The following is an 18,100-nucleotide window of genomic DNA, read 5'->3' on the forward strand; positions in this document are numbered from 1 at the left end:
AGCCGCGTGGGCTCAGCGTGCTTGCTTAGCAAAAATTCCGTCTTCGCCGAAGCGGTGGGCGAGTTTGTTGGCGCCGTAGATCAGCAGGGCACTGACCACACCCTTCGCCAGGCCCGCTGCGGCACCTGAACTCCAGCCGCCACCAACCACACCCGTGTAGTAGGTAAAGGTGTCCAGCACTTCCGCTGCCCCTGCGCCCACGGCGTCGCGTTGGAGGATGAACTGCTCAAAACCGACGGAGAGGATGTCGCCAATGCGCAGGATCAGGAGGAGTACGATCACGGGCCTTAGCCCAGGCAGGGTGATGTGCCACATCCGGCGCCAACGTCCCGCGCCGTCAGCAGCCGCTGCTTCATACAAGGAGGCATCGATGCTTGCCAGGGCGGCGAGGAAAATGATCATGGCCCAGCCGGCGTCCTTCCAGATCATCTGGATGACCACCATGACGGGGAAGGTTTCCGGATTGGTCATGAACGGAATCGGATCCATGCCCATATCGCGGAGCAGGTTGTTCACGAAGCCCGCACCGCCCAACATCTGCTGGAAGAATGCGATCACCAGGACCCAGGACAGGAAGTGCGGCAGATAGGCGATGCTCTGGAAAATCCTGCGGACCCGCGTGCTGATCAGTGAGTCCACAATCAGTGCAAGCACTAGCGGCACCGGGAAAAGGAAAACCAGCTGCCACGCCGCAAGGTAGAGCGTGTTCCAGAACGCATGGATGAAGTCGGGGTTGCCGAACAGGTCCACGAAGTTCTGCCAGCCAACAAAAAGGCTATCCCCGATGCCGAGGTAGGGCTGGTAGTCCTGGAACGCGATGACGTTGCCCAGGATCGGGATGTAGAAGAAGAGCAGCAGGAAAGCAACACCCGGGAGCATCATCAGGAGCATCTGCTTATCGCGCCTCAGCCTTGAGCGGAAGCTTTGCTGCGGTGCCCTGTTGCCCTTGCGCCTCGCCCTGCCGGATTTACCGGGCAATGGCTCCGGGACGCGGCGCGCTTCCGGCAAAGCCGGAGCTTGTTGCGTCGTCGAGTTCATGCTGTCTCCTCAGTGCTGGGGCAAGGGCCATCAATGTTTGCTTGAAGAGTGTGATTCAAAACACCTTCGTTAACCGTTTAACAAACCATAAACGACCTCGTTCATGTTTGCAAGATCATGATTGAAACTGACGATAGAAATCAGTTTTGATCACTGTCGGGCAGTGTGGCCGACGCCACTAAGATTGATGGAGAACCGCAGAGGGAAGGTTGAAATGGCAGATTGCTGCAGCCCGGGCGCCGGCGCCCGGGAACACACCAAACCCGGACTGACGCTCCCCCTACGCGCGGCGGGCGGACACCGGAACCCGAGCACCGGCGTCGTACATTCGGGCAACGACGCCGCGACAGCGGGTCATAACGACGTCCGGATCCCGTCCGGGACCTTCGCCATGGGCGATCCTTTCGGTGAAGGCTACGACGGAGATGGCGAGACGCCAGTCCACGAGGTGTCCGTTTCCGGATTCATCATCAGCGCCACCACCGTCACCAACGCCGAGTTCGCGGCGTTCGTGGATGCCACAGCGCACCGCACGGAATCGGAAGAGTTCGGGACCTCTGCGGTGTTCCATCTTGCCGTCAAGGCCGAGCCACGCGACATCCTGAACCGGGTCAACAACGTCCCTTGGTGGCTCAATGTCCGTGGCGCCGACTGGGCCCATCCGGCCGGACCCCTCTCCCACTGGACGGACATCCCGGACCATCCAGTGACGCACGTGTCCTTCAATGACGCCATGGCCTACTGCGCGTGGGCGGGCCGACGACTGCCCACCGAAGCGGAATGGGAGTATGCAGCACGGGGCGGTGCGGCCGGGCAGCGCTATCCATGGGGCAACGAGCTTCACAATGACAGCGCCGAAGGCAGCGCCCGGCACAACTGCAACATCTGGCAGGGCGAGTTCCCCGTGCGTAACGACGTCGAGGACGGCTACCTCACTACGGCACCGGCCAGGTCCTTCGCCCCCAACGGTTATGGGCTCTACCAGACCAGCGGCAACGTCTGGGAGTGGTGCAGCGATTGGTTCCTGCCCAAGTACTACAAGACGTGCCTGACCGCCGGAACCGTAGAAGACCCCCAAGGCCCAACGATTGGCCGCGGACGGGTTATGCGCGGCGGCTCATACCTGTGCCACGACTCCTACTGCAACCGTTACCGGCTGGCCGCACGGAGTTCCAACACGCCTGACTCGGCCAGCGCCAACCTCGGATTCAGGACAGTGGCTCTCTAAAGGTTCCGGCTTCGACGAGGAGAATCGTCAGTTGATGATTTCGCCGCGCTCGTCCGCAAGTATTGCTGCCAGGCGTTCCTTCCACGCTCGCAGCGCCTCGGGCTCCAGGCGCGTCCAATCGGTGACTTCGCTGAGGACCCTGAGCGGCGCCCTGCTGCGGTATGACCGGGTGGGGTTGCCGGGGAATTTCTTATCGGTCACGTTCGGATCGTCCTCGAAGGCGCCGGTCGGCTCGACGACGTAAACGCGCGGCTCAGTTTCACCGGCCGCGAGTTCGGCAGCCAGTCCTGCGCCATCCCGCAGAGCTGTGAAGTAGATGTGGTTCATCACGACCTCGGGCCGGTAGTTCGACCTGAAGCCCGCGCTCAGGAGATCCCCTTCCCGAAGGTCGGCTTTTGTGCCATGGAAGAACGGACCTTCGTCCAACGGCTGATTCACAGTTACACCCTAATCGCAGAACTCACCGAATCACTGGTTAGGGTCTGGTGCTGTGCGAACTCCAGTCAAAGCACCTTATGTCCGTGCCCCTTGAGATGCCCTTTGAGGATAGCCGGAAGCTCACCGGCCACAATGCGCTGTGCCGTCACGGTGTCGCCGTCCTTGGTCCCGGCAATCCTAACGGTGTCGCCGGCCTTGAGATCCGCCGCGGTAGCTGATGGCAGCGCGGGCTTGCCCTTGCCGTTGCGCAGTTCTGAGACCGCGGTGGGCATGCGTGAGATGCGGGTCCCGGAGTTGATCGCGTACCTCTGCGTGAAGCCATCTTCGCTCTTGACGGTGATGGCAGAATCACTCACGGACTCGATCTTGCCTGTCTGTGTGACCACAGTGCGGAAGGTGCCGTCCTGCTGTTTCACAACGTGCTCGCCATGGATCCCCTGGGCTCGCCCCTCTGGGCGCTTGGCGCCGTCAGATGCGGAGGGACTTGGTGAGGCAGTAGCGCTCGACGGCGATGGGCTCGGTTGGGTGCCTGCCCACACTGCGGCTGCCCCGCCGCCGGTCAGGGCGACGGCGATGCCGCTGGCGATGAGGGCCTTGCGAAGGCCCGGCGTGATGGTGGCCATGAATCAATTGTGCGCCCGGCCGGACAAAAAAGTAGCTGGCAGTTGGGGTTGTTCTGAGCGCTCAAATCAACAACAACTGCCAGCTACTTGGGTGCTTAGGCCTGGACGCCGAGCTTCTCCAGGATGAGCTCCTTGACACGGCCGGCATCGGCTTGGCCGCGTGTGGCCTTCATGACTCCACCCACGATTGCACCAATGGCTTGGAGCTTGCCGCTACGGATCTTCTCCGCAACGTCAGGCTGCGCAGCAAGTGCGGCGTCGATGGCTTCCAGCAACGGACCGTCGTCGGAAACCACCGCAAGGCCGCGCTTTTCAACGATCTCGGCCGGTGTACCTTCGCCGGCAAGAACGCCGTCCAGGACCTGGGTGGCCATCTTGTTGTTGATCTTGCCGTCCTCGACCAGCTTGTTCAGCTCGACGATGACCTGCGGTGTGACACCGAGGGCCGAAGGATCGACGTCGGCAACCTTGGCGCGGCCAACGATCTCACCCATCCACCACTTCCGGGCAACATCTGCGCTGGCACCAGCCGCGATGGTTTCCTCGATCGAGTCCATGACGCCGGCGTTGACCACGTCGCGGAACTCCAAATCCGAGTAGCCCCAGGCTTCCTTGAGCCGCTTGCGGCGTTCGGCCGGCGGCTCTGGAAGGGTGGCACGAAGCTCCTCCACCCACTCGCGGGAGGCGACGACGGGAACCAGGTCCGGCTCGGGGAAGTAGCGGTAATCGTCGGCGTCGGACTTTGCGCGGCCCGACGTCGTCGAACGCGTGTCCTCGTGCCAGTGGCGCGTCTCCTGGATCACCGGCTGGCCGGAGTCCAGGACGGCAGCGTGGCGCTGGATCTCGTAACGAACGGCGTGCTCGACGGCGCGCAGCGAGTTAACGTTCTTCGTCTCCGAGCGGATGCCGAAACGTTCCTGGCCGTGCGGGCGCAGGGAAACGTTGGCGTCGCACCGGACGTTGCCGCGTTCCATCTTGGCATCCGAAACACCAAGGTTCTTCACGATTTCGCGGACCGCGGCAACGTAGGCCTTGGCCAGCTCCGGAGCACGGCTTCCCGCACCCTGGATCGGCTTGGTGACGATTTCCACCAGGGGAACACCCGAACGGTTGTAGTCCACCAGCGAGTAGTCGGCGCCCTGGATGCGGCCCGCGGAACCACCCATGTGGGTGAGCTTTCCGGCGTCCTCTTCCATGTGGGCACGCTCGATCTCGACGCGGAAGACCGTGCCGTCCTCAAGCTCGATGTCCAGGTAACCGTCGTACGCGATCGGCTCGTCATACTGTGAGGTCTGGAAGTTCTTCGGGGTGTCCGGGTAGAAGTAGTTCTTCCGGGCGAACCGGCAGTACTCGGCGATCTTGCAGTTCAGGGCAAGGCCGATCTTGACGGAGGACTCCACAGCCGTCTTGTTCACCACCGGGAGGACGCCGGGCATGCCGAGATCCACCTCGTTGACGTTGGTGTTCGGCTCATCGCCGAAGACGTTCGGGGCGGAAGAGAACATCTTGGTCTTGGTATTGAGTTCCACGTGGACCTCGAAACCCAGAACAGGATCGTACTTCTCCATGGCCTCTTCGAAGCTCAGGGTTGCGTCGACGGACATTAGTTTGAACCTCCGGCGGAGTTGGATGCGGCACCGAGAGCAGGTGTCTTCAATTCAGGAGCCTGGGCAAGGAGCGGGCCGCCCCACTTTTCTTCCAGAATGGATTCAAGCACAGCACCCACACGGTACAGGCGCGCATCCTGGCGGGCAGGGGCCAGCAACTGCACGCCAACAGGCAAGCCGTCCTCATCAGCCAGGCCGCCGGGCAGCGACAAGCCCGGGATACCAGCCATATTGGCGGGTATGGTGGCGACGTCATTCAGGTACATGGCCAGAGGATCGTTCGCCTTCTCCCCCAATTTGAACGCTGTGGTGGGAGCCGTAGGCGAAATGAGGACATCCGCGTTGGAGAACGCGGCGTCGAAGTCGCGCTGAATGAGTGTGCGGACCTTCTGCGCCGAACCGTAGTAGGCGTCGTAATAACCAGCGCTCAGGGCATAGGTCCCCAGGATGATGCGGCGCTTGACCTCATCACCAAAGCCGGCGGCGCGGGTCGCACCCATGACGCGCTCGATCGTCATTGGGCCGTCCTGGGGCAGGGCACGCAAGCCATACCGAACGCCGTCGAATTTGGCCAGGTTGCTGGACGCCTCGGACGGCATGATCAGGTAGTACGCGCCCAGGGCGTACTTCAGGTTGGGGCAGGAAACCTCAACGATGTCCGCTCCGGCATCCTTGAGCAGCTGAAGGGACTCGTTGAAGCGGTTCTCGACGCCGGCCTGGTAGCCCTCGCCGTGCAGCTCCTTGATGATGCCGATCTTCATGCCGGCAACATTGCCCACGCGGGCAGCAGCAGCGAGGTTGTCGAACGGATCGGTCAGGGACGTCGAATCGAACGGGTCGTGGCCACCGATGACTTCCTGCAACAGTGCCGAGTCCAGCACCGTGCGGGACACCGGGCCAATCTGGTCCAGCGAGGATGCCATGGCAATCGCGCCGTAGCGGGAAACTGCACCGTACGTCGGCTTGACGCCGACGGTTCCGGTGACAGCACCGGGTTGGCGGATCGATCCACCGGTGTCCGTGCCCAACGCCAGCGGCGCTTCGAAAGCAGCGACGGCGGCAGCCGAGCCGCCCCCTGAACCACCAGGAATACGGTCCAGGTCCCAGGGGTTGCGCGTGGGCCCATACGCCGAATGCTCCGTGGAGGAACCCATGGCGAACTCGTCAAGGTTGGTCTTGCCAAGGATCGGCATCTTCGCAGCACGGAGCTTCTTGATCACCGTGGCGTCGTAGGGGCTGTGCCAGCCCTCAAGGATCTTGGAACCAGCGGTGGTCGGCTGGCCAATCGTCACGATCAAGTCCTTAACCGCGATCGGCACACCAGCCAGGGCATGAAGTTCCTCGGCCGCGGCGCCACCAGCGGCGCGCGCAGCGTCAACCTCGGCCGCAACAGCCAGGGCTTCTTCGGTATTAACGTGCAAGAACGCGTTAATCTGGCCGTCCACGTCAGCAATACGGTCAAGGTGCGCCTGCGTCACTTCAACAGCGGAAACCTCGCGGGCAGCAAGCTTCGCAGCAAGATCGGCAGCGGAGTGGCGAATGAGTTCGTTCTTCAGCTCAGTCATAGTAATTAGTCCTCATCCAGGATTGCCGGGACCTTGAAACGGTTCTCGTAAGCATCCGGAGCACCGGACAACGCCTGCTCAGCCGTAAACGTGTGGCCCACGACGTCCTCACGGAACACGTTGGTCAACGGAATCGGGTGGGACGTGGCCGGGACATCCTCCCCGGCGGCTTCGCTGACGGACTTCACCGAATCCACGATGACGGCAAGCTCAACCGCCATCCTGTCCAGCTCTTCGGCACTCATTTCAATGTGAGCCAGACGCGCAAGATGCGCGACGTCGTCACGGTTGATCGCAGCCATGGATCTCCCCTGCAAAGTTCAAATGGTTTTCCGAACCAGTCTACTTGGCTTGGGTGAGCCGTCGTACGCCGCAGCACACAACAACGCGGGGTCACTTAGGGCCCATCCAAAGTGTCTGGATGGGCCGCAAGTGACCCCGCGTTGCTTGATGGGGTTGTTTAGCCGATGCCGATTGCTCCGGTCAGGACTCCGACGGCCAACATGACGATCGAGATGACTGCCGTGCGCCAGAGGACCTTCTTGTGGTGGTCACCCAGGTCTACCTTGGCCAGCGACACCAGCAGCAGGATCGCGGGGACCAGCGGGCTCTGGAGGTGGAACGGCTGGCCGGTGATGGAAGCCCGGGCCATGTCCGCTGCGCCAACACCATAGTGGGCTGCGGTTTCACTGAGGACCGGCAGTACACCGAAGTAGAAGGCGTCGTTGCTCATGAAGAACGTCATTGGGATGCTCAGCACACCCGTGATGACTGCCATGAACGGACCCATGTCCGCGGGGATGATCTGGACGAGCCACTCGGACATTGCTTTGACCATGCCGGTGCCGTTGAGGACACCGGTGAGGACTGCAGCGGCCATGACCATGCTGACGACGGCGACGATCGACGGTGCGTGGGCGATCAGCTGGGCGCCCTGGTCCTTGACCTTGGGGAAGTTGACCAGCAGTGCGATGGCAGCGCCCACCATGAAGACGAACGGGAGCGGGACGATGTTCGCTACCAGAGTGACCATGACGGCGACAGTGAGCCCAAGGTTGAACCAGAACAGTTTGGGGCGCAGCGTGGTGCGGTTGGGATCCAGTGCGGTATCAGCCATGGCGGTGTCGTGATCGTCCACCAGCTCTTCAGTACGTTCGAGAACCGCGACGCCGGCGCCTCCGCCGGTTACCGGCTTGGGTGCAGTTGTGGTTGAGCCGGTGCGGCCAAAGCCGAAGCGGCCCTTGCTCGCGCCCGAACCGCCGCGGCCGTTGCCGCCGTCGAACGCGTCAGAAGGATCTGCGCCGTCGCCCCAGATTTCGGGGGCGGTGGTGCGGAGGCGGTTACGTTCCTGCAGGCCGAGCAGCCAGGAGAAGACGAGTACAACGATGAGGCCAACGATGAGGGACGGGACCATGGGGACGAAGACGTCGTTGACGTCCAGCTTCAGTGCTGTTGCAGCGCGGGCTGTGGGTCCGCCCCACGGGAGGATGTTCATGGTGCCGTTGGCGAGGCCGGCCACGCAGGTGAGGACCACGGGGCTCATCTTCAGGCGCAGGTACACCGGAAGCATGGCTGCGGTGGTGAGGATGAAGGTGGTTGAGCCGTCGCCATCGAGGGAGACTGCTGCAGCGAGGATCGCCGTGCCCAGGACTACCTTGGCGGGGTCATTGCCGAGCTTGCGCAGGATGAACTTCACCAGGGGGTCGAACAGCCCGACGTCGATCATCAGGCCGAAGTAGATGATGGCGAACATGAGGAGCGCGGCCGTGGAGGTCATGGACTTCATCGAGTCCATGACCATAGGGCCAATGCCCAAGCCTGCCCCTGCAAAGAGACCAAAGATGGTGGGGACGATGATCAGCGCCAAGACGGGCGTCAACTTTTTGGTCATGATCAGGACCATGAATACCGCAATCATTGCGAATCCAAGCAAAACCAGCACGGCCGGCTCCTTACTACTGTGAATGGCACCACTTCGATGTGATGCGCACTACAGACGTTATAGTGGCGCCCGTCACGGGCTGGGGTTTCCGGGAATTGTTGGGAATACTGATCATTGCGAGCGTTTTGCGCATTGTGCTCAGTGCTTCAATGGAGCTGGAGGAAAGGAGTAACGGTGCCGCGCTTTACCAAGGTCAGTATGCGTTTCTCCACCCAGACGCTCCTCCTCCAACTGGGGGTAGTTCTTCTTGTTGTGCTCCTGAGCGGTGCCGTCCATGCGTGGCTGGTCTACGAACGGATCGGCGACGAAGCCGAAAACCAGGCACTCACGCTAGCCCGCACAGTTGCGGCGGATCCCGATATCCGGGAAGACGTGCAGGCCATCAGCAAAGAAGAAGGAACACCGCCAGCCAGCGTTTTGGCCGCCGGCCCCTTGCAGGCAGCAGCAGAAGCCGCCCGGATCCGCACTGGCGCACTCTTCGTCGTCATCACGGACGAAACGGGACTTCGGCTTGCCCACCCGGAAATTGCACGCCTCGGCGAACGCGTCAGTACCGATCCCTCGGTGGCATTGGCCGGCCAGGAGATCACCACGCGCAACACTGGCACATTGGGGCCGTCGGCGGGGGCCAAGGTCCCCGTGTATGCGCCCGCATCCGCACCCTCACCCGATAATGCAGCCACCCCGGGACCCATCGTGGGCGAAGTCAGCGTCGGCTACTCCATGCAGTCCCTCAGCAAGAGCCTGGCACAGGACATTGTGCCCATTGCCCTGACCGCCGGCGGCGCTCTCCTGGCTGGTGTCCTCGCTTCATTCCTGCTTCGGGCCCGCTTGCAACGCCTCACGTTGGGCTTGGAACCAGAGGAGATCAGCACCCTCGTCCACGACCAAGTGGCAGTGCTCCAAGGCGTGGACGAGGGCGTGATCGGGATCGCAGCCGATGGACGCATCTCCGTGTTCAACGCCGCTGCCGCCAGGCTTCTGGACCTGCCCGACGCCACCGGCCAGGACTGGACTACAGCCAACGTTCCCGGGCAACTCAAGCAGCTCACCCGACCCGCAGCCCGCGACGCCGAAGCCGTGGAGCTGGTAGCTGGCGGAAGGGTCCTGGTGGCCAGCGCCCGAAAAGCCTGGCACCGCAAGGAAGACCTCGGCTGGGTGGTCATGCTCCGAGACCGCACCGAACTGCAACAACTGACCCGCCAGTTGGACGCGGTAGGAACCATGTCCACAGCCCTGCGCGCCCAGCGCCATGAATTCGCCAACCAACTCCATACGATTGCTGGCTTCATGAGCATCGGCCAACACGAGCAAGCCAAGGAATACCTGGCAAGGATCTCCGCCACTGGCCCCCTGAAATTCCCTGTGGAGCAGGCCGAGCTCCTTCAGGACACATACTTGCAGGCATTCGTGGGCGCCAAGAGCGTGGAGGCGTCCGAACGCGGAGTGGCGCTCCGGATCGGGCCTGAAACGTTGGTCCGGGGGCACGTGGCCGATCCGCAGGACGTCACCACAGTGCTCGGCAACCTGATCGACAACGCCGTAAGTGCCGCCGTCGCCGGTTCCGCTTCGGAGCGCTGGGTAGAACTTGAGTTGCTTGACGACGCCGGTCAGGACAGCGGAACCCTGCATATCGTCGTCGGCGATTCCGGAGACGGTTTGGGTGGCCTGGAACCCGAGGAAGTCTTCGCCGAAGGATTCACGACGTCGGAACAACCCGTACGCCCGGGGGCTGGACAAGGTTTGGGCTTGGCTTTGGTGCGGCAGTTGGCCCGGCGCAGGGGTGGGGACGTACGCGTCTTGGAGACCGGCAGGAAAGGCGGCCCCGGAGCTGTCTTTATGGCGACAATACCTGGCGTAATGGGGCGAGCGTCCGACGGCGGCGCTGAAGCCCCAACCGGCACGGCGTCGGGCACGGAAGCCGGTACGACTATGCGGGAGGACAGCAGTGGCTGAGGATTTGAGGGTGCTCATTGTGGACGATGACTTCCACGTCGCCAGACTGCACGCAGCCTACGTGGACTCGGTGGCCGGATTCATGGCGCTCGCTCCGGCCGGTTCCGTGTCCCAGGCTCTGCAGGCGATCCACAGCCTGCGTCCTGACCTGGTGTTGCTTGACGTCTACCTGCCGGACGGTTCAGGGCTTGATTTGCTGGGCCAGCTGGACATCGATGCCATCATGCTGACAGCGGCCTCTGACGCCCCGTCCATCAGGGTGGCGATGCGCCGCGGCGCGCTGGGGTACTTGTTGAAGCCTTTCACCGCGGAATCCTTGTCCCAACAGCTGAGGTCCTATGCACGGTATCGCCGGATCCTTGGGCAGCAAACGGGTGTTGATCAGACATCGATTGAGCGTGCCAAGCGGGCACTGATCCCAGGTGACGTGACGCCCGCTCAAAAACCAAGGTCAGCAACCGAAGCCGCAGTCCTGGAATCGCTGCTTCCCGGCGAACAGTACTCAGCCGCCGAAGTCGCAGACCGGGTGGGCGTTTCCCGGGCGACCGCGCAGAGGTACCTGTCCTCGCTGGCCGACGATGGCGCCGTCGAAATCCAATTACGCTACGGAAGCACGGGCCGCCCGGAACACCGCTACGGCATTCCGGGCTAACCCGGCCAGGCAGCTAAACGTCCGGGTTACGCGGACTTCTGCGCGACGAGCTCGATCTCCACGAGCATCTTGGAATCCAGGAATGGCAGCACGTGCACCAAGGCCAGGGTGGGGCGGATCTCGCCGAAAACCTCACCGTGGGCGCGGCCGGCGTCTTCCCATTTGCTGATATCCGTCAGGTACAGCTTGGACTGTACGACGTCCTCGTAGGAGAACCCTGCTTCTTCGAGGACCGCTCCGAGCTTCTCAAGGATGTATTTGGTTTGCGAGTAGAAGTCATCGCCCACTATCCCATCAGGTCCGGAAGCCGCCGTAGCAGAAATGAAGAGTGTGTTGTCCACATGGACCGCGCGGGAGTATCCAAGGGTCTGTTCCCAAACGGAACCCGTGCCATATGTCTTGCGCATGCCGCGCCTTCCTGATCGCTGTGCCCGTTCCGGTTGTACAAACCTAGCGGGGTTTACGAAAGGAAACTTTATGGCTGCGGGAGGTCCAGCCTGTAAACGAACAGCTTTATGTCGGTGCCGGGGACGAACCAGTCGCGGTGCGGAGCGCGGGCAAAACCGGTCCGGGCGTAGAGGGCGTTAGCACTCTCCCACGTGGCTCCCGTGGTGAGGGAGACAGCACCGATGCCGTCCATCGCTTTGGCTTGCTCGACGACGGCCTGCACCAAAGCGCGTCCGGCGCCGGAACGCTGCACCGCGGGATCTACCACGAGGGTGCGCAGTTCCAGTTCGTCGTCCAGGCCGATGTCGGAGAAACCGCCACCCGCTGGTGCTGCCGTGACGGAACCGATCACCTGGCCGTTCCGTTCCGCGACGAAGATATCGGCGTGCTCCGCCCGCGCTGCCACGTCTTGGAGTTGCTGCAGGTACGGATGGTCCGCGCTGCCGTAGTACCCCGCCGTGACGTATGAATCCTGCGTGATGCGGGCAACGTCGTCGTAGTCTTCGGGCAGGGCTGGGCGGACAGTAATCGACGAATGCACTTATCAATGGTAGTGGCGGGCTCGCCGCACCACGCGCCAAACAGCCCTTTCCGTGACGGAACTATCAGTCCGGCGTTGAATTCCCGACGGCGGATTGTTGCGTCACGTTGATCCCTGGCCCGCCGTTGGGCTGCTTTTTGTGTTGCTTTCCGTGGCTCTGGATTGAGTCCTGTGGCTCGCCATTAAGCCCGGTTTCGCGCTGTTGCGGCCGCATGTCGAGGAGCTGGCGAGGGGTGTTGTGGCCGTGCTTGAGTTGCCACACCCTCACCTGGATCAAAGGAGAAACCCATGTCCACGCCACAGCGCCAACTCCACCTCAACGCTTTCCTCATGAGCACAGGCCACCACGAGGCCTCCTGGCGCCTGCCTGAAAGCGACCCCCTTTCCTCCACCAAAGTGGAGCATTACCAGCACCTGGCCCGCACGGCCGAGCGCGGAAAGCTAGACTCGATCTTCTTTGCCGACTCCCCTGTGCTGTTCGGGGAGGTCGGGCGCCGTCCAGCGGGCAAGCTTGAGCCAACCGTGCTGCTGACCGCCATCGCTGCAGCCACAGAAAAGATCGGCCTGATCGCCACTGCTTCCACCACCTACAACGACCCCTTCAACCTGGCACGCCGCTTCGCGTCGGTGGACTGGGTCAGCGGTGGCCGGGCAGGCTGGAATGTGGTGACGACGGCGGGACCTGACGCTGCGCGCAACTTCGGCGTGGATGACCAGCCCGCCCACGCTGTCCGCTACGAGCGGGCTGCCGAATTCATCGAAGTGGCGCAGAAGCTCTGGGACAGTTGGGAAGACGACGCCGTGCTCGCCGACAAGGCCGAGGGAGTCTGGGGTGATGACACCAAGATCCGCGCAATCGAGCACGAAGGCACGCATTTCCGTGTCCGTGGCCCGCTCAACGTACCCCGTTCACCACAGGGCCACCCGCTGATCGTTCAGGCCGGGTCCTCGGAAGACGGTAAGAAGCTTGCTGCACAGTACGCGGAGGCTGTTTTCACCGCCCATCAAACCCTGGAGGATGCACAAGCTTTCTACGCCGATTTGAAGGCCCGTACCTTGGCCGTGGGGCGCGATCCGGAGGGCATCAAGATCCTGCCGGGCATCGTCCCCGTCATCGGCTCAACGGAAGCAGAGGCGCTGAAGCTCGAGGGTGAACTCGATGAACTGATCAAGCCGGAATATGCCCGTGAGCAGCTGGCAAAGACCTTGCGCCTGGCACCGGAGGACTTGCCACTGGACCAGCAGCTGCCTGCGGACCTCCCCTCCGAGGACGAGATTGAGGGAGCCAAGAGCCGGTACACGCTGATCGTGGAGCTGGCCCGCCGTGAACAGCTTACTGTCCGGCAACTGATCGGCCGTTTGGGCGGCGGACGCGGGCACCGCACCTTCTCCGGCACACCGGAGCAAGTGGCCGACGCCATCCAGGACTGGTTCCAAGCCGGCGCCGCCGATGGCTTCAACATCATGCCGCCGGTCCTGCCCTCGGGCTTGGAGGTCTTCGTGGACCACGTGGTGCCGATCCTTCAGCAGCGGGGCCTGTTCCGCACCGAATACACGGCCTCGACCCTGCGTGGACACTACGGGCTGGCCCGGCCTGGAAACCGTTTCTCCGGTTCCGCGGTGCAGCAGCTCACATCCATCGGCTCGGCTTTCTGACAACCGGCTAGCCTCCGCGTGCTCAGCGCTTAGGCCAACTCCACAACGGGCCTTCGAGGGAACCGAGTCCCTTGATCCGGGTTTCGCCGAGGTCCTTGTAGAGCTCGTGCTCGTGGGCGGCTCCACTTTCCCGGAGCGCGCTGAGCAGTGCTTCGGAGTGCGTCACCACGATCATCTGGCTGTTGGCACTGGCTTGGACGATGAGTCCAGCCAGTGCCGGCATCAGATCGACATGGAGGCTCGTTTCGGGTTCGTTGAGGACCATCAACTCCGGTGGCCGCGGAGTGAGCAGGGCAGCGGTCAGCAGCAGGAACCGCAACGTTCCATCAGAGAGTTCTGACGCCTTCATGGGCCGCAGCATGCCAGGTTGCCGCAATTCCACACTGAAGCGGCCGTCGCTCACGGCAATCTCCAGGCGGCTCCCCGGAAAAGCGTGATCGACGGCGGCATCCAACTGACGCTCAAATCCCACTTCCCGCAGTGTCTGCAGGGCCGCGGCCAGATCCTTTCCGCTGTGGTGCAGCACAGGAGTGCGGGTGCCAAGCTGTGCTTGCCTGGCGGGCGCTTCCGCATCTGTCCGGAAGTGATCGTAGAACCGCCAGGAACGCACAGAGTCCCGGACCCGGAGAACTTCGGGAGCCCTATCCTGGTCCGATACTTCGGTCAACATGCTCTGGAAAGTGTCCAGCCGCCGCGAAAGCTCAGTCCAGTCCCCATCAGCTCCCCGGAGCTTCGCCAGGCTTCCTTTACGATCCACCAACAGGGAGCCTGGCCTTGCCACTGGTCCGGAAAAGATCTGCTCGCGCTTGATCTCGGGATCCAGGCTAAAAGCCGAAGGGCGGGGCCTGCCTGTTTCCTGATCGAATCCGGCGCCACTGGACACGGGCATGCCCAAGTCCACGAGGTAGCCGAAGTCGTCCCCGGAATACCCCAGTTTCAGGTTGACGGAGTCCCTGCGGACCGTGCCTTGAACAGGTACTTCACCACGCCGCATCGCCTCGCTGATCGACTCAGGGCCGGCCCAGAGCGTGGACGCCAGCCCGCCATCCCTGGCCAAGGATCCCACCACGTTTCCGGAGTCACCCCCGGCGCATTCGGCCAGCAGGCGCAGCGCACGGTAGAGGGAGGATTTCCCGCTGCCATTCGCCCCCGTGACCACGTCCAGGCCATGGAGCTCAACCGCCAGGTCCCGGATGGAGCGGTAGTTGGCGATGGCGAGGGTCTTGATCACGGGAACAGGGCGTTGATCAAAGGGGGAATTTCCCGGAGAGTTCCAGGGCGCCTGCGCACGTCCACGCGGCCAAGCGATCCTCGATAGTTGGGCCTCCGTCGAGTGGGCTCTCCAGCCGTGGCCTGCGCACCCAACAGCCCGCTTCCTCGGCGATCAGGGCGCCGGCAGAGAAATCATGCTCGTTCAATCCGCGCTCCCCAAAGGCGTCGTGGGTGCCGTCTGCCACCAGGCACAGATCCAAGGCCGCTGAACCCAGCCTCCGAACATCCGCGAAGCCGTTCATCAGTTCAGCGAGGCCTTCCGCTTGATTGGCGCGGGTATCGGGATCGTAACTGAATCCTGTGGCAAGGATGAGGCCGGTGCGTCCGGGAACGGGGCCAGCCAAGCGGGTTGTCTCCCCCGCGACTTCCAACCAGGCGCCCTTGCCCCGGGCGGCCGAGTAGACCCGTCCCAGGGCCGGCGCATGAACTACTCCCGCCCGCCAGACGCCGTCGGCATCGGCGACGGCCACTGATGTGGCGTAATAGACGATGTTGCGGATGAAGTTGGTGGTGCCATCAAGGGGATCAATGGACCAGCGGTAACCCGAGGGTTGCTCGGGCCTCGTGGTCCCGTGCTCCTCGCCCGTAATGGTGTCATTAGGCCGTTCGGCCAGGATTGCCTCGCGGACTGCGTTCTCTGCTGCGACGTCGAACTCGGTCACCCAGTCGCCGGCATCGCCTTTGTTGGACATTCCCAACCCGGCGCCGCCTGTGCCCGCGGCAGATCTCCGGGACAGGACAGCCGCGCCCGCAGCAGCAGCGCGTTTCGCTACGGCGAGCAACTCGATGGCGTCGGTCATTCTGCGTCTGCTTTCACTGTCTCTGCAGCGTCGGCTTCGGATTCAAACTCGGCCCCTGCCTCGGAGTCAGCATCGGCCTCGGAGTCAGCGTCAGCATCCGCCTTTGCCGGGCCGTTCGCCAACAGCTCGCGGAAGCCGTCCTCATCCAAGATCGGAACGCCGAGCTGCTCGGCTTTATCCAGCTTGGTCCCAGCACTTTCACCAGCAACGAGGTAGCTGGTGTTCTTGGACACCGAGCCGGAGGCCTTCCCGCCACGGATGATGATGGCTTCCTTGGCCTCGTCCCGGCTGAAGTTGGGCAGCGTCCCCGTGACCACGATGGTGAGTCCCTCCAGGGTTCGCGGCATGCTGGTATCGCGTTCGTCTTCCATCCGCACGCCGGCAGCGGCCCAGCTGTCCACGATCTCGTTGTGCCAGTCCACAGCGAACCATTCCTTTAGGGCTTCGGCGATGGTGGGTCCAACTCCGTCAACATGCGCAAGCTGATCTTCAGTGGCGTTCCGGATCGCGTCCATGCTGCCAAAGGCCGTCGCCAGGGCACGGGAGGCAGTGGGTCCCACATGGCGAATGGACAAGGCCACGAGGACGCGCCACAGGGGCTGCTTCTTCGCTTTCTCCAACTCGGCAAAGAGTTTTTCCGTGGTTGCCGTTGGCTTCGATGGCGACTTTGCCGTCCCACGTGAGTAGAAGTACGGAACAAGCTCGTACTGGCCCGTGCCTACGCCCTTGGACCTCTTCTCCCGGCGGATCATGACATTCGCCAGATCCTCACGCTTCAAATTGAACAGCCCGGCTTCGCTGGTCAACGGCGGAGTCTCCGGCTCTGCCGGCTGCGTCAAGGCGATCGCCGCTTCCCAGCCCAGGGCCTCGATATCGAACGCACCGCGGCCAGCCAGATGGAAAACACGCTCACGCAGCTGTGACGGGCAGGACTTGGCATTGGGGCAACGGATGTCCACGTCGCTTTCTTTTGCCGGTGCCAGCGGGGTGCCGCAAGACGGGCACTCGGTGGGCATCACGAATTCGCGCACGGGTGGATCCTGTTGGTCGCGCAGCGCCAGTACAGGTCCAACGATCTCGGGAATCACATCACCGGCCTTGCGGAGAATCACGATGTCGCCGATCATGACGCCCTTGGCCTTGACCACATCCTGGTTATGCAGAGTGGCCATTCCCACGGTGGAACCCGCCACCTTCACCGGCTCCATCATGCCAAACGGCGTGACGCGCCCCGTGCGGCCCACGTTGACGAGAATGTCCAAAAGTTTGGTGTGGACTTCCTCCGGCGGGTACTTGTAGGCGGCGGCCCATCTGGGGACGCGGGAGGTGTAGCCGAGGGCACGTTGTGTGGCGAAATCGTCAATCTTGACCACGATGCCGTCGATTTCGTGGAGGAGATCATGCCGGTGCTCGCCATAATGGGCGATAAATTCCAGGACGCCTTCAAAGGAATCCAGAACTTTGAAGTAGGGGCTGACAGGCAGCCCCCAGTCAGCCAGCAACTTATAGGTTTCGGATTGGCTCATGGCATTAAGGCCCTCCCGGGCGCCGATACCGTGAACGAACATGCTCAAGGGACGCTTTGCTGTTTCTGCCGGGTCCTTTTGGCGGAGCGAGCCCGCAGCCGCATTGCGTGGATTGGCGAGGGGGGCTTTGCCTGCGGCAACCAGGGCTTCGTTGAACTCCACGAACGCCTTGGAGGGAATGAACACTTCCCCACGAATTTCAACTTCCGAGGGATAACCCGAGCCGCTGAGCTGACGCGGGATCTCCTTGATGGTGAGGACGTTATGGGTGATGTCCTCACCTGTTGTGCCGTCACCTCGGGTGGCCGCCCGCACCAATTTTCCGTCCCGGTACAGCAGGTTCACGGCGAGCCCATCGATTTTCAGTTCAGTCAGCCAGGCGATCGGCGGGACGCTGTCCCCGAGCCTCGCTACTGAAGATTCAGCCTTGCGAACCCAGGCTTCGAGCTCCTCGAGGGAAAAGACGTCGTCGAGGCTGTACATCCGCTGCAGATGCGCGACGGCGGTGAAGGCAGCCGAGACTTCGCCGCCAACTTCCTGCGTGGGCGAGTCGTTGGAGACGAGTTCCGGGTGCAGCGCCTCGATTTCTTCCAGGCGACGGTACAGTTCATCGAACTCGGCGTCGGAAACCGTGGGCGCGTCCTCTTGGTAATAGGCATAGCGATACTTGCGAACGAGGTCGGCAAGTTGCTCATACTCGTCCCGCAGGCTCTCCGAAGGAGGTGTTCCCTCTTCTGCGACTAAGGCCGCAGCGCCAACCTGGGTTGTGGTGTCGACCGGATCTGGATTCTCTGGTGTGCTCACAGGTC

Annotated in this window: 16 protein-coding genes; 4 read left to right on the top strand and 12 right to left on the bottom strand. The window is 62.7% G+C overall.

Annotation, left to right across the window (positions count from 1 at the left end; genetic code table 11):
* Window positions 1-12: 12 nt before the first annotated feature.
* The gene (locus KSW38_RS13245) at window positions 13-1,038 is read right to left on the bottom strand and encodes an ABC transporter permease (RefSeq protein ID WP_216925385.1); all 1,026 of its coding nucleotides are present in this window, start codon (window positions 1,036-1,038) and stop codon (window positions 13-15) included.
* Between the two features lie 214 nt (window positions 1,039-1,252).
* Here KSW38_RS13245 and KSW38_RS13250 point away from each other — a divergent pair, with 214 nt between their 5' ends.
* Window positions 1,253-2,266 carry a formylglycine-generating enzyme family protein gene (locus KSW38_RS13250; protein WP_216925386.1) on the top strand — a complete coding sequence of 338 codons (1,014 nt, stop codon included), beginning with the start codon at window positions 1,253-1,255 and terminating at the stop codon, window positions 2,264-2,266.
* Window positions 2,267-2,293: 27 nt separating this feature from the next.
* Here the strand turns inward: KSW38_RS13250 and arr are convergent, their stop codons facing one another.
* From arr to KSW38_RS13280, 6 genes are all read right to left on the bottom strand, one after another.
* Window positions 2,294-2,704 carry an NAD(+)--rifampin ADP-ribosyltransferase gene (gene arr, locus KSW38_RS13255; protein WP_216925387.1) on the bottom strand — a complete coding sequence of 137 codons (411 nt, stop codon included), beginning with the start codon at window positions 2,702-2,704 and terminating at the stop codon, window positions 2,294-2,296.
* A gap of 65 nt (window positions 2,705-2,769) precedes the next feature.
* Window positions 2,770-3,327 (bottom strand): DUF5666 domain-containing protein, encoded by a 558-nt coding sequence (locus tag KSW38_RS13260; RefSeq protein WP_216925388.1) that lies wholly within the window; start codon window positions 3,325-3,327, stop codon window positions 2,770-2,772.
* A 95-nt stretch (window positions 3,328-3,422) separates the two neighbouring features.
* Window positions 3,423-4,931, bottom strand: coding sequence for an Asp-tRNA(Asn)/Glu-tRNA(Gln) amidotransferase subunit GatB (gene gatB / locus KSW38_RS13265; protein WP_216925389.1), 1,509 nt, complete (start codon window positions 4,929-4,931; stop codon window positions 3,423-3,425).
* On the bottom strand, window positions 4,931-6,499 hold the full coding sequence (gatA, locus tag KSW38_RS13270) for an Asp-tRNA(Asn)/Glu-tRNA(Gln) amidotransferase subunit GatA (RefSeq protein WP_216925390.1): 1,569 nt from the start codon (window positions 6,497-6,499) through the stop codon (window positions 4,931-4,933). Before gatA ends, gatB begins: the two co-directional genes overlap by 1 nt.
* Window positions 6,500-6,504: 5 nt before the next feature.
* Window positions 6,505-6,801, bottom strand: coding sequence for an Asp-tRNA(Asn)/Glu-tRNA(Gln) amidotransferase subunit GatC (gene gatC, locus KSW38_RS13275; protein WP_017199363.1), 297 nt, complete (start codon window positions 6,799-6,801; stop codon window positions 6,505-6,507).
* A 158-nt stretch (window positions 6,802-6,959) separates the two neighbouring features.
* Window positions 6,960-8,441: a CitMHS family transporter gene (locus KSW38_RS13280; RefSeq protein WP_216925391.1), complete on the bottom strand. Its 1,482-nt coding sequence runs from the start codon at window positions 8,439-8,441 to the stop codon at window positions 6,960-6,962.
* Window positions 8,442-8,639: 198 nt separating this feature from the next.
* On the opposite strand from KSW38_RS13280, the gene KSW38_RS13285 reads away from it, so the two are divergent.
* Both KSW38_RS13285 and KSW38_RS13290 read left to right on the top strand, forming a co-directional pair.
* Window positions 8,640-10,397 (top strand): sensor histidine kinase, encoded by a 1,758-nt coding sequence (locus KSW38_RS13285; RefSeq protein ID WP_216925431.1) that lies wholly within the window; start codon window positions 8,640-8,642, stop codon window positions 10,395-10,397.
* The gene (locus KSW38_RS13290) at window positions 10,390-11,049 is read left to right on the top strand and encodes a response regulator (protein WP_216925392.1); all 660 of its coding nucleotides are present in this window, start codon (window positions 10,390-10,392) and stop codon (window positions 11,047-11,049) included. Before KSW38_RS13285 ends, KSW38_RS13290 begins: the two co-directional genes overlap by 8 nt.
* Before the next feature lie 26 nt (window positions 11,050-11,075).
* On the opposite strand, the gene KSW38_RS13295 is transcribed toward KSW38_RS13290, so the two are convergent.
* Complete coding sequence (locus tag KSW38_RS13295) at window positions 11,076-11,456, bottom strand: RidA family protein (RefSeq protein ID WP_216925393.1); 381 nt, start codon at window positions 11,454-11,456, stop codon at window positions 11,076-11,078.
* 68 nt (window positions 11,457-11,524) lie between these two features.
* Complete coding sequence (locus tag KSW38_RS13300) at window positions 11,525-12,037, bottom strand: GNAT family N-acetyltransferase (protein WP_216925394.1); 513 nt, start codon at window positions 12,035-12,037, stop codon at window positions 11,525-11,527.
* 288 nt (window positions 12,038-12,325) lie between these two features.
* Here KSW38_RS13300 and KSW38_RS13305 point away from each other — a divergent pair, with 288 nt between their 5' ends.
* Complete coding sequence (locus tag KSW38_RS13305) at window positions 12,326-13,693, top strand: LLM class flavin-dependent oxidoreductase (RefSeq protein ID WP_216925395.1); 1,368 nt, start codon at window positions 12,326-12,328, stop codon at window positions 13,691-13,693.
* 22 nt (window positions 13,694-13,715) lie between these two features.
* Here KSW38_RS13305 and KSW38_RS13310 read toward each other — a convergent pair whose 3' ends face one another.
* From KSW38_RS13310 to ligA, 3 genes are read right to left on the bottom strand one after another with little or no spacing between them, the layout of a single operon-like run.
* A complete protein-coding gene (locus KSW38_RS13310; protein ID WP_216925396.1) occupies window positions 13,716-14,924 on the bottom strand; it encodes an AAA family ATPase in 1,209 nt (402 codons plus the stop codon).
* 16 nt (window positions 14,925-14,940) lie between these two features.
* The gene (locus KSW38_RS13315) at window positions 14,941-15,765 is read right to left on the bottom strand and encodes an inositol monophosphatase family protein (RefSeq protein ID WP_216925397.1); all 825 of its coding nucleotides are present in this window, start codon (window positions 15,763-15,765) and stop codon (window positions 14,941-14,943) included.
* On the bottom strand, window positions 15,762-18,095 hold the full coding sequence (gene ligA, locus KSW38_RS13320; RefSeq protein ID WP_216925398.1) for an NAD-dependent DNA ligase LigA: 2,334 nt from the start codon (window positions 18,093-18,095) through the stop codon (window positions 15,762-15,764). The genes KSW38_RS13315 and ligA overlap by 4 nt, the downstream gene beginning before the upstream one ends.
* Between the last annotated feature and the right edge of the window lie 5 nt (window positions 18,096-18,100).

The sequence above is a fragment of the Paenarthrobacter aromaticivorans genome (assembly GCF_019038615.1).
In the GTDB taxonomy this organism is placed as follows: domain Bacteria; phylum Actinomycetota; class Actinomycetes; order Actinomycetales; family Micrococcaceae; genus Arthrobacter; species Arthrobacter aromaticivorans.

Coding starts and splice junctions, on each gene's coding strand:
- KSW38_RS13285 (WP_216925431.1), top strand. CDS start 8,640: ATGCGTTTCTCCACCCAGACGCTCCTCCTCCAACTGGGGGTAGTTCTT.
- KSW38_RS13315 (WP_216925397.1), bottom strand. CDS start 15,765: ATGACCGACGCCATCGAGTTGCTCGCCGTAGCGAAACGCGCTGCTGCT.
- KSW38_RS13260 (WP_216925388.1), bottom strand. CDS start 3,327: ATGGCCACCATCACGCCGGGCCTTCGCAAGGCCCTCATCGCCAGCGGC.
- KSW38_RS13250 (WP_216925386.1), top strand. CDS start 1,253: ATGGCAGATTGCTGCAGCCCGGGCGCCGGCGCCCGGGAACACACCAAA.
- gatB (WP_216925389.1), bottom strand. CDS start 4,931: ATGTCCGTCGACGCAACCCTGAGCTTCGAAGAGGCCATGGAGAAGTAC.
- gatA (WP_216925390.1), bottom strand. CDS start 6,499: ATGACTGAGCTGAAGAACGAACTCATTCGCCACTCCGCTGCCGATCTT.
- KSW38_RS13305 (WP_216925395.1), top strand. CDS start 12,326: ATGTCCACGCCACAGCGCCAACTCCACCTCAACGCTTTCCTCATGAGC.
- KSW38_RS13295 (WP_216925393.1), bottom strand. CDS start 11,456: ATGCGCAAGACATATGGCACGGGTTCCGTTTGGGAACAGACCCTTGGA.
- KSW38_RS13245 (WP_216925385.1), bottom strand. CDS start 1,038: ATGAACTCGACGACGCAACAAGCTCCGGCTTTGCCGGAAGCGCGCCGC.
- gatC (WP_017199363.1), bottom strand. CDS start 6,801: ATGGCTGCGATCAACCGTGACGACGTCGCGCATCTTGCGCGTCTGGCT.